Source organism: Hominenteromicrobium sp. (genome assembly GCF_046974225.1).
Lineage (GTDB): Bacteria > Bacillota > Clostridia > Oscillospirales > Acutalibacteraceae > Hominenteromicrobium > Hominenteromicrobium mulieris.
The window spans coordinates 141,932-155,821 of the sequence record NZ_JBKWAE010000001.1 but is presented as its reverse complement, the minus strand read 5'-3'; the positions used below and the strand labels follow the sequence as shown (position 1 = coordinate 155,821).

Annotated in this window: 19 protein-coding genes and 2 tRNA genes; 19 read left to right on the top strand and 2 right to left on the bottom strand. The window is 44.4% G+C overall.

Translation table 11 applies throughout. From position 1 onward, the window contains the following. Together ACLTX1_RS00780 and ACLTX1_RS00775 are read right to left on the bottom strand one after the other, a co-directional pair. A tRNA-Phe gene (locus ACLTX1_RS00780) sits at positions 1-76 on the bottom strand. Positions 77-81: 5 nt separating this feature from the next. Beyond that, positions 82-158, bottom strand: a tRNA-Asp gene (locus ACLTX1_RS00775). A gap of 189 nt (positions 159-347) precedes the next feature. On the opposite strand from ACLTX1_RS00775, the gene ACLTX1_RS00770 reads away from it, so the two are divergent. The 19 genes from ACLTX1_RS00770 to ACLTX1_RS00680 all read left to right on the top strand — a co-directional run bounded on the left by ACLTX1_RS00770 (position 348) and on the right by ACLTX1_RS00680 (position 13,869). After that, positions 348-620 (top strand): type II toxin-antitoxin system RelB/DinJ family antitoxin, encoded by a 273-nt coding sequence (locus ACLTX1_RS00770; RefSeq protein ID WP_395507062.1) that lies wholly within the window; start codon positions 348-350, stop codon positions 618-620. Beyond that, positions 621-818, top strand: a complete 198-nt coding sequence (locus ACLTX1_RS00765; RefSeq protein ID WP_308449902.1) for a type II toxin-antitoxin system YafQ family toxin — start codon at positions 621-623, stop codon at positions 816-818. Positions 819-935: 117 nt separating this feature from the next. Beyond that, positions 936-1,706 carry a ParA family protein gene (locus ACLTX1_RS00760; protein ID WP_412330339.1) on the top strand — a complete coding sequence of 257 codons (771 nt, stop codon included), beginning with the start codon at positions 936-938 and terminating at the stop codon, positions 1,704-1,706. Further along, positions 1,703-2,743 carry a ParB/RepB/Spo0J family partition protein gene (locus tag ACLTX1_RS00755; RefSeq protein WP_412330338.1) on the top strand — a complete coding sequence of 347 codons (1,041 nt, stop codon included), beginning with the start codon at positions 1,703-1,705 and terminating at the stop codon, positions 2,741-2,743. The genes ACLTX1_RS00760 and ACLTX1_RS00755 overlap by 4 nt, the downstream gene beginning before the upstream one ends. Continuing rightward, complete coding sequence (locus ACLTX1_RS00750; protein WP_316519274.1) at positions 2,740-3,027, top strand: septation protein SpoVG family protein; 288 nt, start codon at positions 2,740-2,742, stop codon at positions 3,025-3,027. The genes ACLTX1_RS00755 and ACLTX1_RS00750 overlap by 4 nt, the downstream gene beginning before the upstream one ends. Before the next feature lie 86 nt (positions 3,028-3,113). Further along, positions 3,114-4,172, top strand: a complete 1,059-nt coding sequence (locus ACLTX1_RS00745; RefSeq protein WP_177715795.1) for a replication initiator protein A — start codon at positions 3,114-3,116, stop codon at positions 4,170-4,172. Further along, complete coding sequence (locus ACLTX1_RS00740; protein ID WP_395591827.1) at positions 4,162-4,872, top strand: exonuclease domain-containing protein; 711 nt, start codon at positions 4,162-4,164, stop codon at positions 4,870-4,872. The genes ACLTX1_RS00745 and ACLTX1_RS00740 overlap by 11 nt, the downstream gene beginning before the upstream one ends. Before the next feature lie 142 nt (positions 4,873-5,014). After that, positions 5,015-5,302 carry a type II toxin-antitoxin system Phd/YefM family antitoxin gene (locus ACLTX1_RS00735; RefSeq protein WP_308449906.1) on the top strand — a complete coding sequence of 96 codons (288 nt, stop codon included), beginning with the start codon at positions 5,015-5,017 and terminating at the stop codon, positions 5,300-5,302. Beyond that, entirely contained in the window at positions 5,286-5,603 is a 318-nt protein-coding gene (locus tag ACLTX1_RS00730) for a type II toxin-antitoxin system RelE/ParE family toxin (protein WP_308449907.1), read from the top strand. Before ACLTX1_RS00735 ends, ACLTX1_RS00730 begins: the two co-directional genes overlap by 17 nt. 80 nt (positions 5,604-5,683) lie before the next feature. Beyond that, positions 5,684-6,331, top strand: a complete 648-nt coding sequence (locus tag ACLTX1_RS00725; RefSeq protein ID WP_177715799.1) for a DUF3990 domain-containing protein — start codon at positions 5,684-5,686, stop codon at positions 6,329-6,331. Positions 6,332-6,338: 7 nt separating this feature from the next. Continuing rightward, positions 6,339-6,761: a hypothetical protein gene (locus tag ACLTX1_RS00720; RefSeq protein ID WP_343284992.1), complete on the top strand. Its 423-nt coding sequence runs from the start codon at positions 6,339-6,341 to the stop codon at positions 6,759-6,761. After that, positions 6,758-7,231: an NADAR family protein gene (locus ACLTX1_RS00715; protein WP_308449908.1), complete on the top strand. Its 474-nt coding sequence runs from the start codon at positions 6,758-6,760 to the stop codon at positions 7,229-7,231. The genes ACLTX1_RS00720 and ACLTX1_RS00715 overlap by 4 nt, the downstream gene beginning before the upstream one ends. 93 nt (positions 7,232-7,324) lie before the next feature. Beyond that, the gene (locus tag ACLTX1_RS00710; RefSeq protein WP_308449909.1) at positions 7,325-7,591 is read left to right on the top strand and encodes a hypothetical protein; all 267 of its coding nucleotides are present in this window, start codon (positions 7,325-7,327) and stop codon (positions 7,589-7,591) included. Next, positions 7,584-9,320 (top strand): LPD25 domain-containing protein, encoded by a 1,737-nt coding sequence (locus ACLTX1_RS00705; protein WP_308449910.1) that lies wholly within the window; start codon positions 7,584-7,586, stop codon positions 9,318-9,320. The genes ACLTX1_RS00710 and ACLTX1_RS00705 overlap by 8 nt, the downstream gene beginning before the upstream one ends. Before the next feature lie 33 nt (positions 9,321-9,353). Then, complete coding sequence (locus ACLTX1_RS00700) at positions 9,354-10,847, top strand: peptidoglycan DD-metalloendopeptidase family protein (RefSeq protein WP_308449911.1); 1,494 nt, start codon at positions 9,354-9,356, stop codon at positions 10,845-10,847. 93 nt (positions 10,848-10,940) lie between these two features. After that, positions 10,941-11,237, top strand: a complete 297-nt coding sequence (locus tag ACLTX1_RS00695; protein ID WP_308449912.1) for a hypothetical protein — start codon at positions 10,941-10,943, stop codon at positions 11,235-11,237. Between the two features lie 294 nt (positions 11,238-11,531). Then, entirely contained in the window at positions 11,532-11,942 is a 411-nt protein-coding gene (locus tag ACLTX1_RS00690; RefSeq protein ID WP_308449913.1) for a hypothetical protein, read from the top strand. Positions 11,943-11,994: 52 nt separating this feature from the next. Further along, positions 11,995-12,630 carry a hypothetical protein gene (locus ACLTX1_RS00685; RefSeq protein ID WP_308449914.1) on the top strand — a complete coding sequence of 212 codons (636 nt, stop codon included), beginning with the start codon at positions 11,995-11,997 and terminating at the stop codon, positions 12,628-12,630. Between the two features lie 30 nt (positions 12,631-12,660). Further along, positions 12,661-13,869 carry a HipA domain-containing protein gene (locus ACLTX1_RS00680; RefSeq protein ID WP_308449915.1) on the top strand — a complete coding sequence of 403 codons (1,209 nt, stop codon included), beginning with the start codon at positions 12,661-12,663 and terminating at the stop codon, positions 13,867-13,869. Positions 13,870-13,890 lie beyond the last annotated feature (21 nt).

Genomic DNA, 13,890 nt, shown 5'->3' with positions numbered 1-13,890 from the left:
TGGTGCCTCCGATCGGAATCGAACCAATGACACGGGGATTTTCAGTCCCCTGCTCTACCGACTGAGCTACAGAGGCAAATGTGGCGACCCGGAACGGGCTCGAACCGTCGACCTCTAGCGTGACAGGCTAGCGTTCTAACCAGCTGAACTACCGGGCCACATTTGGTGGGGACAATAGGACTCGAACCTATGACCCCCTGCTTGTAAGGCAGGTGCTTCGTTTTGTGGGATTGCTGTTGTCGTTTTATAAATTTGAATAAAAGCAAGCAAGATACAAATAATATTGACAATTTGCTTGACAATGTATACCAAACAGTATATACCTTTCATTGAAAGGTAGTGATTATATGGCAACTGCACCTACTCAAATTCGTATTGATTCTGATGTAAAAAAACAAGCAAATGATTTATTTAGCCATCTGGGGCTTGATATGTCAAGTGCAGTAAACATTTTTCTCCATCAATGCATTCTTCGTGGCGGTCTTCCGTTTAGTGTTGAAATGCCACAATTCAATCAAAAAACACTGGATGCCATGGAAGAAGCTAAACGCATTTCTCAAAACCCCAACATTGAAGGGTACGAGACCATGGATGAATTGAGAAAGGCATTGGAAGATTAAGTGTATACAGTTAAATTTACCAATGCTTATAAAAAGAGTTATAAGCTTATGAAAAAGCGTGGTTTAGACTTATCGCTCCTTGATGAAGTTGTCGATACACTACGTCAAGGTAAGCAACTCGACTCAAAATATCGGGATCATGGATGTGGATACAGGTTCCCATTCCGATATTTTGAAAATTTAATCTCTCATCATTAAAGCAGAACTCCACATGAGCTCTGCTTTTTCCATTTAGCCAAAAACCGGAAGTACTTCCGGTTTTTTATATTTTACCCGTATAGCAATGCGGAGACTTTATTACAGGAGGACATTTACATGTCAATTAAAATTGCTATCACAAACGAAAAAGGCGGCTGCGGAAAAACCACAAGTGCCGTCAACATTTCGGCCATCCTCGCCGAACGCGGCTACCGTGTGTTGCTTGCGGACGTTGATCCGCAGAGCTACGCAACCATGTACTACGGTCTGTATAATACCGATGATCCGTCCTTATATGACGCTATCACCGGTATTTGGCCGGTGAATGATGCCATAGTAAAAACCGTTTTTGGTGTGGATGTATTGAAATCGAACACTAAATTGATGAAACTCGAAGAAATGCTCACAGAATATAAACTTCGCGGCAGAGCATACAACGATTTACTCTCTAAGCTCCTTACACCGATTGAGAGCGACTACGATTACATTATTATAGATTGTCCGCCGCAGGGCTATAAGCTTCTCGAAAACGTACAGCGCTATGCAGATTACATCTTGATCCCGATGATCCCGGACGAATTTGCACTGCACAGCTTACGCATCAAAGCCGAAAGTCTCATTGAAATTCGCAGAACGATCAATCCGCACCTCCGGTTACTTGGCGGCTTAATTATCATGGATGAAAAAAACGGAACAAAAGCCATTTACCGTGACGCCCTGCAATCGCAGGACGTCATTCCTTTTTTCAGCGCAACCGTGCGTAAGAACATCACCTTGAGCCGCGCCATCAACGCGCACGAGCCTATCAATACATATGCAAAGCACTGCAACGGTAATATCGATTACCAAGCGGTCGTAAACGAAATCATCGGGAGGGTCGAGAAATGAAAAAGCTAAATCTTGGAAACATCAATGCCGGTTTGAGCACCATTAAGGAACTGGCCAACGAAAATGCCGGTATTGCACGTGATGAGCTGATCGACGTCTCCTTGATCGACTTTGCAAACAAAAACACATACGCCGCAAACGACACGAATGACAGCATCCGCGACTTAGCAGACCAAATTGAAACCGTCGGTTTGCTGAATCCTCTCGGCGTGATCCAGTCCGGCAATCGTTACAAGCTGTTTTCCGGTGAACGCAGATACCGCGCCATCACACAGTACCTACACTGGGACAAAATCCCGTGCAGAATTTTTGAAGGCGTTTCGGCCGGACGTGCACAACTCATGCTGCACATCGCAAACGGCGGACGCGATTACACGGCCGAGCAAAAGCTAACACTTTATGAAGAATACCGAGAGTTGCTGAATGAGCTAAAGGCATCCGGTGAATTTAAAGGTGGCATACAAAAGGGTGTCGCCGAACTGATGCATGTCTCTGACCGGCAAGTCCGCACCTACCGCACAATGTCGGAACAGCTTACCGAGCCCGAAAAGGTTGATCTTGCTGCCGGAACGCTCAAATTCGGCGAAGCACAGAATATCGCAGTCGAGCGAGCCGCCAAAGCAACGCAGCCGACAGTAGCAAACGCTACAAAAAGCGGAAGTACTTCCGCTTTTTCGAGCAAGGCCGAAAGCACAAAGAGCTCTCTAAGCCCGGAAATGCGCGAAGACCTGCTCCGCAAAGTCATCATGAGTGGGTATATTTGGAACTGCGAAGATCTGTTAGATTATTATGTTGAGATGATGCCTACACCGCAGGAAGCCGTGAAAGATATATTAAAACCCAAATACGGCTATCATGGCGGCACTCTAATTATGAAGCATTTTAATGGCAGTTATGAATGCACATCCTCAAAGCTTATTTTACAAAACGGTGCAATGCAGACGATTGCAGCCTACACCTATAACGAGGCAGACACCATGATCCGCAAGCTGTACCGAGACGGAGAGCTTTGCCCAGAAAGGCAGGATGCAAAATGAGAGTTACAAAAGTCGATGTTACTATTCCGAGCAGTGGCTATTACCTTGGCTACGTCAGTTTGGTTCTGGATAATGCGTACACCTTAAACGGTGTGCGCATCACCAGACGAGCAGACGGTGGGTTACAAGTCTTATATCCGCATTTGGCCGAACGCGAAGGCAAGCGCCGCCAAATCTTTGCTTTTAAACCAATGAATCCTATAGCACACAAACGCATCGAACAAGCTGTGCTATCCGCATATAAAGAAGAACTGAGAAAAACCGGAAGTACTTCCGGTTTTTGAACTTTTGAAGAATTGTATATACTCTCTTGATAGATTTTCATAAAATACAGAAAAGTACTTAAAAACATATAGGATGAGGTCTCTAAATGAACACTAAGCGTTACACCCTATCTGATGCGCACAGCACGCAGTTTTATCAACTCCCGAAATGGCTTGTGGCGCTTCGCGTAGAGGCAGAAATCAGCAACGAAGCAATCCTACTGTATACTTACTTGCGAGATCGCGTACAGCTGAGCATTACAAATAAGTGGATCGACGATAACGGTGAAGCTTACCTCTACTTTAAGCGTGAGCAAATGGAAAAACTGCTTGGGTGCAAAAAGGATAAAGTGCAAAAAATTATTAAGGAGCTCAAATCCGTAAACCTGCTCGATGAAGTCCGGCAAGGGTTAAATCAGCCAAATCGCCTTTACCTGCGCTACCCCGATAATTCTGAACTCATAGAAATGAGTATCGATTTTGAAGATGAAGACGAAGAAAACGGTGAGCAAGAGCCTGAAAGTCCTGAAAAACCCAGTGATTATGCGGAGCGCGGAAAAACCGCACTCCGGAGTACTGAAATTCCGCAGTCCGGACTTCTGAAAAACCGCACTCCGGACTGCGGAAAATCCGAAGTCAAGAGTGCGGAAATATCGCAGTCAAGAGTACTGAAAAACCGCAGTCTTGACTTCTGTAAAACCGCACCTAATAAGACTGAGTATAATAAGACTGAGTATAATAAGACAGACAGTCAGAGCGACGGCAATTTTGATTTTTTGATGAATGCAGATGTTCCGGAGGATTTCGCGAAAGCATGTATCTCTTTGATCTGCGAAATCACTACTACTCCCTTATCGACTGTCCGCATCGGTAAGCAAGTGCTTCCGAGCACGCAAGTATGCCAAGCGTTGCACAGCTTAACGCCGGAGCATTTGCAGGCCGTCTACCGCATAACCAAATATTCTAACAATGTGCGGAAGCCTAAAGGGTATCTGCTTGCATTGCTGTACAACGCCGCCCAAGCTGCGCCTGAGAGTAATCTCTACGCGCAGTTTTTTGCTATGCCGCCGGAAGAACACAAGCCCTCGTTTGACATCAAACTCTACGAGAAATACGATATTTTCGATTACTTAAACGAAGAAAGGAGCCCGGAACATGGAACATGAACTCGACGCTTATCGCAAGCAATGCGCTGACATTTGTGCGGCAGTGCCCAAGAATCCGACAAATCTCAAGCTCGTCTTTGACCTTGAGACGACGGGCTTAAACCCCGCTGAAGATGAAATACTTGAAGCCGCAATTGTTACGACGGATGGGGACATTTTGTTTGAGTCCCGGTTTAAACCGGCATGCGTAACCGAATGGCCGAAAGCACAAAATGTCAACGGTATCTCACCGGAAATGGTAGCAGATGCACCGGGGATCATCGACAAAATCGGCGAAATGGCGGCGCTGCTGCAAAACGCCGAAACAATTATCGGTTACAACGGCAAGCACTTCGATATTCCGTTTCTCGAGTGCTACGGTATTCGATTCCGACCGGATGCCATGGTTTCCGACCCCATGCTTGATGGCGCTGTCGTGTACGGAGAGCTGCGCACGAACAATGGCGCACCATCAACCTATAAGTGGAAGAATTTAAAAACCATGGCTGATTTTTGCGGCTATACAGGCTCAAACTGGCACAATGCAGCTGCCGACTGCATTGCTACCGCCTATGTGTGGCAACGGTTACAAGAACCGGATATGCGAGAACGATACGAGCAAAACATGCAGGCTCTCAAAGAATTCAACGACTGGGAGCTTGGGGCTATTTCCGAATCGCCTATACCGGATTTCGATATATCTCAAGCTATTTCGTTGTAGAAAGCCTGATTAAACGCAATTCTTCGAAATATATCTTTAAGCCCTCTTATTAAATCTATAAAGGCGCTGTTGACTTTATTGCATGAAATGGATATAATATAGATAGAATATTACTATCGTCATAGTTTAAGGAGGTATCATTATGAATATTCGTCCATCCGCAGCAATTCGCCAGAACTACAATGAAATTGCCGATATGTGCAGAAAGACCGCAGAGCCGGTTTTTCTAACCAAGAACGGCGAGGGAGATTTGGTGGTTATGGACATCGAAACCTATAACAGACGGGAAAAGATGTTAAAGCTCCGTGAGGAGCTGCTTGCCGTCGAGGAGGACAGGATGCGTGGAAGCAAAGGCTACTCTGTCGATGAAGTCACTGCGATGATGCGTAGTGCAATCAAGGAGGCGGCAGGTCATGGAACAGCAGAATAAACACCGTATGATTGTATCGGAACGGGCAACGCAGATGCTCGTTTCCCACGCCGCATTTCTGGCACAGGTCAGCCCAGAAGCGGCAGAACAGCTCACGATCGAGTTTGAAAAGACCGCAAATTTCTTAGAGCTGATGCCGCAGAGATGCCCGTGGCTCACAGGGGAATATATTCCCAGAAATGCCTACCGTTTTATTCCGTTTGAAAAACGCTATATGATAATCTTCCAGATAGTAGACGATATAGTTTACGCCGATTATGTGGTGGATTGCAGGCAGGATTACAATTGGCTTATCCGGTAACAAGAAAATAAACCGAGCATAATCGTCACTTTCATGGACTTGCACTCGGTTAAGCACATTGGCTTAGGAGAAGTGAAACGATGAGTATAATAACACTATATCACGGTACACCTAATGAATTTGTTACACCGCAATATGGTTACGGTGAAGATAAGCACGACTATGGAAAAGGCTTTTACCTTACTGAAAACATAGAACTCGCCAAAGAATGGGCAGTTTGTAGACCAACCGAAACGAATGGCTGGGTTCATAAATACGAATTAGACATTTCTGATTTGAAAATACTGGATTTTCAAAAATATGATGTTCTCTCTTGGCTTGCTGAGTTGATGAAGCACAGAGACGCAGCGGATACAAAGCGCTATAAAGTTCTTTCTAAAAAATTCATAGAGAAGTTCGGAATCGATACAAGCACATACGATGTTATAAAGGGTTGGAGAGCTAACGCTTCATACTTTTATATTGCCAAAGAATTTGTGCGCGACAATGTAGATACGGACATACTCGAAGAATTGCTATCATTAGGTGGGCTCGGCATCCAATATTGTATCAAATCCGAACTTGCTTATTCCAAACTCACGGAGAATAAAAAAGGCTTGATCCGAGTCGAGTACAGCGTGTTTAACGATAAATACAATCAACGCGATGTACGTGCCCGAGAAAACATGCACGATCTCATCGAGTCAGATGCAAATAAAGTAACAAATGTATTCAGCACATTATTTTAGAGGTGATATGATGCGAGCTTATCCAGAGGTATACTTACATGATATTGTTGAAAGCCAAGGAAAACTGTTCGATTTTGTATCGCAGAATTATCCTGAGAAAGATACATCGGATTTCATCAATACTTATATGACAAGTAAAACAAGAGAAAGTATCGATCAAGGTAAAGCCTATGTTAGCACCATGAATGCTTCCGAATTGTGGGATTACTTTCAGCAAACAGAACACTATCATCTCAAAAACGGCAAAGCACTCAAAGGGTTTATTCCTGATTGGATAGGTGAATTTTACGCCTATTATCAATGGTTCTACAACGTCTCAAGCAAGGAGATTATTAAAAAAGTGCCATTGGATTTTTTAACAAAAGCCTACATGGGATTACACGATTTAGAACTTGATTTGGCCGTAAAAAAGGTTGGTGGAGCGCCATGAAAATCCTTTGCTTTCATAACCCTGACGAAGAAAACGGATATTTGAGCAATTGGTATTTATCCGAATTCAACGTATCCAATATCACCTTTTCCTCAATGGAGCAATTTATGATGTATCAAAAAGCCATGTGCTTTTGTGACCAAACTATTGCAAAAAAGATTTTAACCACTCATGATGTTGCTCAAATAAAAAAATTCGGGAGGCAAGTTTCTAACTATAACGAAAACCGTTGGAATGGCATCCGACAAATCGTTGTATATGAGGGACTGCTTGCAAAGTTTTCTCAAAACCTCAACTTAAAAGATCTCCTGAAAGCTACCGGCGACAATCTTCTCGCAGAATGTGCCGTCAAAGATAAGATTTGGGGCGTGGGCCTATCAATGGGTGATCCAGATCGACTGGACATAACTAAGTGGAAAGGTCAAAACTTATTAGGCTACTCCTTAATGATGGTACGCGAAAAGATATGAAAATAAAACAAAGCAGCAAAAAGGTTTGTTACCTGTACACACAGGCAGCAAACCTTTTTTCATACAGTTTTTTATGAAAGGAATGATTTATTTATGAGCTATAAGCCTTTAGAAAATGTCACCATCGTTTTTAGCACAGCGAATATTACCGTTTGTGCCGATGAGTGGGGCGATTTGTATTACACGACCGAAATTCCGGATGAATTTGTAAATCAGGGTGAGCCGTATCCCCGCTCCAAATGCAAGCCGATTATTGATCTGCCACCCGAACAATTTGATCATGTGTTGGCAATTTACAAGGAATTGCCGGATGACCTACTTGAGCACTTGATACGCGGAGAGGAGCAAGAAGATGCCTAAAAAAAGAACATTCTACTCCGAAGAAGAACGTAAAGCACATCACGAAAAGAAGCAAAGAGAAGCAGATTTGCAGATTCAGGAGCTCACAAAGCACTGGGAAAACGATCCCAAGGACGTCGCAGAATACCTCGCATTCAGCACTCAGTTTTACAAATATTCTTCACGAAACACAATGCTGATCTACCGGCAGCGTCCTGATTCCGTATTTATTGCCTCATACACACATTGGAAAGAACTTGGGTATTATGTGCAGGAAGGTGAGCATGGTGCTAATATTTATCGGCCGGAAACCACGCGCTATTTCAAGCCAAACGTGCCAAATCCAACATGGGTTCTTTTATCTAAAGCCTCGCCGGAACAACGCCATGAAGTTGAAATCGGCATGCTCGAAAGCCGTGATTTTACCTATTTCAAACCCTGCACGGTGTTCGATATTTCGCAGACAAATTGTCCGCCAGAAGACTACCCCAAGCTCTGCGGCGTAGGCTACAACAGTACGCAGCACAAAGATATTTACAACACTCTTTGCCTTTATTCTGAAGAAATCGGCGTGCCGGTATCCGAAGAAGATTTTGAAGGAATCGGCACACGCGGCGCTTATAACCCGCGCAACAAGCACATCCATATTAACCAATTACTCGGCGACACACAGAAGCTCGATACATTGTTGCACGAAATGTCACACCACCTTATGGGGCATAGTCCTAACATAGAAAAGCCTACCATGCAGCGTGAATTTGAAGCCGACGGTCTCTCTATTATGTTTGGAAAAACGTTCGGAATTGAGCCCAGTGACGCCCGAAAAAGCCACCTTGCAGCCTGCTACCAAGAGCTGCTTAAGGCACAGCCGGAAGTAAAAATCGATGCACTTTTGGCACCGGTTCGCGAAAAATTTCAGCAGCATATTGAGGCAATGGAACAGGAACTTTCTCTCGCAGGCGTAATACCGCAGCAAATCATTTCTTCCCAAAAAGCTGCTGAACTGAAGCGTGAACAGGCTATGAAAAAGGAGCCGACCGTAACCGTTATATGGACGGAAAGCAAGCGTCTGCACGACGGCCAGACCATGCGATTATCGCGTGCAAACGAACTCTTTAAAGCAATCGATAAGGCGCAGCAGAAGTACCCGAACTGCTACCACAAAGCAGCTTTTCGCATTGATTATATGCTGCACGGAGAACCGAGCAGCTATGAAGGCCGACAGAGTTTCGGCACCGGTGAAGGCAGTCTGATCGACCATATCAAGCGGCTAAATACGCTGTGCAACGAGAACCCGCAGTGGGAAAATTACTTGTTAGAAACAGGCGGCAGCGATGCACTTTTACAGGACAGACACGAAAAAGAATACATCTTAAACGAGTTCATTCCTTACTTAAATCTGCATGTTACGCTTTCCGAAATCGAACAGAGCGTTTCGGAAAAGCTCGGTGAAACCGATGAACTCACGCTCGAAAGAAGTGAGCAATTCGCCGCCTTGCAGCAAAATGTGCGTACTGTCCGTGCTATGCTGAACCAAGGTAATTACGATTTTTCCGTGGCACAAATCAATGAACTCTCTCCAAAATTCGCAGAATGGATGCGTCAAATCTCGAAAAAATCCATTCAGCAAAGCTCTGAAAATACGCTTACAAAAGAAGAAATCATACACGATTTTGAGCAAATCGCAACACAAAATCGTACAGAAATCAGGCAAGAACAGCATGAAGAATTCGAAATCACAATGCTATAAAACCGGAAGTACTTCCGGTTTTTCGGAGGAAAAATGGCAAACCCGGTTTTAATTGCGAAGCTCGCTTTGGTCGCAGCCGACCCCAAAACATGGCAAAAAATCATTATTGCCTGCATCTCTATTTTTATCATTTCCGCTGCACTGCTCGGCAGCTGCGGTGCAATGACTTTTACCGATTTAGGCTTCGACTGCTCGCAGCTTTTCTCTGCAAAACTGAACGAATACAGCGCTGTTTTTGACTCCGGTGCACGCATAAATGATAAGCTTCTCTATGCTGTGTACGCCAAAATCTTTGCGGATAACGACCGATTAAAGAACCAAACCGATGAGCTGATTGACTGCTTTGTTTCAGATGATAAGCTCTCCCCGCTAACCGATTCCGATGAAATTTTTGATAAAATCGAGCGCACGTTTGATCTCAAAATCAACGCATACATGCGCTCGCAACTGCTACGGCTTGCAGAGCAAATGCCCACCGGTTATGCCGACCGTTCTACGCTGATCCGTAACTTAAAAAGCAGCGATGGCAAAACAAATATCGGTCTCACCAACTTCGCAATAAACGCTCTGGATGCCGGTTCCGGCTACATCTATGGCGCTTACGGCCAAGACGTAACCATGGCATTTCTTAAGCAGCAGCAGTCCAGATTTTTCACGGATTCCGATGCAAATCTGACCAACAGCGAGGTCAATTTCATCTACGAAACCTACGGCGGAAAGCCTGCTTTTGACTGCATCGGGCTCATAAAAGCGTATGAATGGATTGATGAAGACACTGGCATTATCCGTTACCAATCCAATGGTTTCCGCGATGTCGGCGCAGACGGAATGTTCCGCAGCGCTGTCATTTTCGGTGAGATTTCCTCTATCCCCGATACACCCGGTTTGGCCGTTTGTATGAGCGGCCACATCGGTATTTATATAGGAAACGGTGAGGTAATTGAGGCCAAAAGCAACCACGACGGCGTAGTAAAAACGCAGCTCAGTGAGGGCAGTTGGACGTACTGGATGCAGTTGCCTGGCATTACATATTTGACCGGCGGAACACACCCATACGGCACTAAAAAGGTAACACTGGAGAACGGCAGAATTAAAGAAATCTCCGCCGGAATTGTAGCGGGAAAGGGTGAATTTGAGTGGCCTCTCCCCGCTCCTTACGGTAAAGATTACATCACTTCCGGCTCCGGTTCCCGGTACAATCCGGTCACCGGAATGTACGAAAATTCGCACGGTGCAATCGATATTGGTGCACCGGCAATGACCCCGATTTATGCAGCGGCCGACGGCACAGTTGTGATGAGCACTTGGCATGATTCCTACGGCAATTTCGTAAAAATCGACCACGGAAACGGGTGGTCTACCCTATATGCTCACCAAACAAAACGTGTTGCAAAAGTCGGCGAATCTGTATCTGCCGGTGATCTCATCGGCTACGTCGGAAGTACCGGGGATTCGACCGGAAATCATCTCCATTTCGAAATCAGATACAACGATAATAGGCTCGACCCTTTGCAATTCTTTGAGTGATCCACAATTTTGTGGGTATTCTTTCCTTACTAATAATCGGCACGCTTGGCGTGCCGACGACGAAAATTTTTGAAGAAAAAGAGGTCAAAAACAATGAAAAAACTCACCATAAAGCTCAATTTAGATGAGCGAAAATACGATGCACTGCACACCTTTTCAACACAAAAAGGCATCGATATTGACGCAGAATTCGTAGCGTATTTCGAGAAAATGTACAAGAAAATCGTTCCAAAAGCCGTGCGGGAATACATTGAAGGCACAACACTTTCAACCGTTTCTGATCCGGTTTCCGAAGAAAAGGTTATCAACAATGCCCCACAGCTTCAGCCGGAACCGGAGCCCGAAACCAAGTCAAATCCGATCTCAAACCCCGGTGGTTTCTGGTCGTAATATTTTTAAACTGTTTCGCATCTCGAAAACGCGCCAAAATCTCTCAAATCGGTGTCTTTTTAGAATGCAGGATAAAGCAGTAGTACCACTTCGTGTTTCTACTGCATCACAAACCCGCACAGTGTGCGGGTTTTCGGGTTTTAAAAAGTGGTACTACTTTTTGAACGGTAGTACCACCTTACCGCCTACTATTTCATAAAACAAACGAAATATTCAGATTTCAAGCCAAATTCCGGTGGTACTACTAGTGGTACTACTGAAATTTGAAGCAAAAGGAGATGCTATAAATTTAAAATGGCTACTGACAAAAAGAGGGTCTCAACGTACCTTGCAGATGATGAAGTCCGTATGTTAGATGCTATTGTTGATCTTTTGCACCTCAATCCACAAAACGGACGAAGCGAAGCAATTGAAGCAGCTTTGAAATTTTATTTCGCCTATTTGAGCAATCAAATGAACACAGACTACCTTTGCGGCATCTACGGCAGACAAGTCGAGGCGATTGTGCAGAGGGCAACAGACCGCATATCTTCGCAGCTCTTTAAACAAGCTGTTGAAACAAACATGCTAACACGTATCGTCGCATTCGAATACGAACTATCGAAAGATGAGTACGATAAAATGCGCAGCAAAGCTGTTGCAGCCGTAAAACGTTCCACCGGCCGCATTTCTCTGTTCGATACAATGCAGGGCAGTGAGGAATAAAGCCTTGAAATGATTTCACGAACACTGTATAATGGAGGTGAAAAATTAGAACATGGAAAAATTGACTCGAGTGTTGGAAGGTATTACGGCCACTTTGTGGGCAATAACCATTCTATATTCTATCTTTTTCTTTTCACTGGGAGGTTTTCTTTTGAACGATATTTTTCAAGAGATTCTAATTAGCTTAATAACTGGTGCTATTTCTTCTCTTGTTTTTACCTCGATTTCGTATTTTGCATTCTTACACAAAATTCCTGAAAAAACATATGAAAAAATTGAAAAGCTCTTAAATGATCGATTAGGCTACGAAACTACAAATCATAACGCTGTAATGGGTGCTCTTAATCCAAATAACGAAGTTTTGCTTAATTTAGTTTCAAAAGACCATCGAGAATTAAAAGTGCTTACGGGCGAGACCTTACAGCATCTACGTATGGAAAAAGCCGCTAAAGAAAATCGCGAGCATATATTGACCAACGCAGAAAAAGAAATCGATAAACATATTGAGAGTTTACGCGCTTTTTCCGACATCATGGTAAAGCAACAAGAAAGAATTGTGCATTTAGAGAAAGAAAATATGGAACTCAAAGAGCAAATTCAAAATTTAAATGCACAGCTAAATCAGCAGCATGAACAAAGCCAATATCACAAACACGAAAATGAACAAGATTTTGGAATGTATCTATAAGCAACGCTTTAGGAATAAGGAGGTGTCGCCATGCACTACACATTGATGCACAAAGAAATACCCGTAGTCGATATTGAACTGGACGATGCGTCCGGCGCGATTACTCGTGTGGATGACGTGCATAATGCTGCGCACATTCCAATCGGCATTGCGTACAAGAACGACATTCTCGACCGCAAGGCACTCAACAAATGGTGGTATGGGCGTTCCATTCCGGCAAGCCGTCAAGGCATCCAACAAGCGCTCGCTATTCTGCGTATCGGCAGCACGCAAGAGCTTATCGATAAAAGCTACGGACTTAGCCTTTCGGATCAGTATTGGATCAAGGAGAAAGGTTCCTCGTTGGAATGGGCTGAGATCAATTTTTTCACAAATGATTTTTCCCGTGACATCGGTGACATTCTTTTTGGCGGTCACAGCTCCAGTGCGAAAATCGATTTGATGTCCCCGGACAACACCTCCGATGGTTGGCTACGCAAAAAGTGGACAATCATCGACGGCAAGCGCTGCCTCATTAAAGGCGGCAGTGGCGTGACCCAACAGGAACCATACAATGAAGTTATTGCTTCTGAGCTGATGGAAAAGCTCAACATCCCTCATGTTCCCTATCGGATCATTATGCAGGGCGATTATCCTTACAGCGTTTGCGAAGACTTTATCGATGCGGACACAGAACTTATCTCTGCTGACTACATCATGAAGTCTCAAAAGAAAGCAAATCACCTCACGACATATCAGCATTACCTTAACTGCTGTGCCGCCTTTGGCATCTCTAATGCACAGCAAGCCGTAGATCAAATGATTGTCATCGATTATTTACTCGCCAATACTGACCGTCACTATAATAACTTCGGTGCGATTAGAAACGCCAACTCCTTAGAGTGGATCGGTTCTGCGCCGATCTACGACTCCGGTACATCTCTTTGGTGTAATACACCGACCAAACTCATCCGTCCGCTGGCCTCTGATTTGCCTTCAAAGCCGTTCAAAGAAACGCATGAGGAACAACTTAAACTCGTATCGTCTTTCGATTGGGTTAACTTTGAAGCGTTACAGCACTTTGGAAACCGTGTGTGCGAAATCTTCGCAGAGTCTCCCTACCTCGACTCCGAACGCTGTGTTTGTCTTTCGAGCGCATTAGACCAACGTATCGAACGTCTTGAAGGTTTGGCGCTAACCATGAACCATGAACAGCACCACAGTCCAAAAATTGAAGAAGAATTTGAAATCAAGCTGTAAAACCAGAAGTACTTCCGGTTT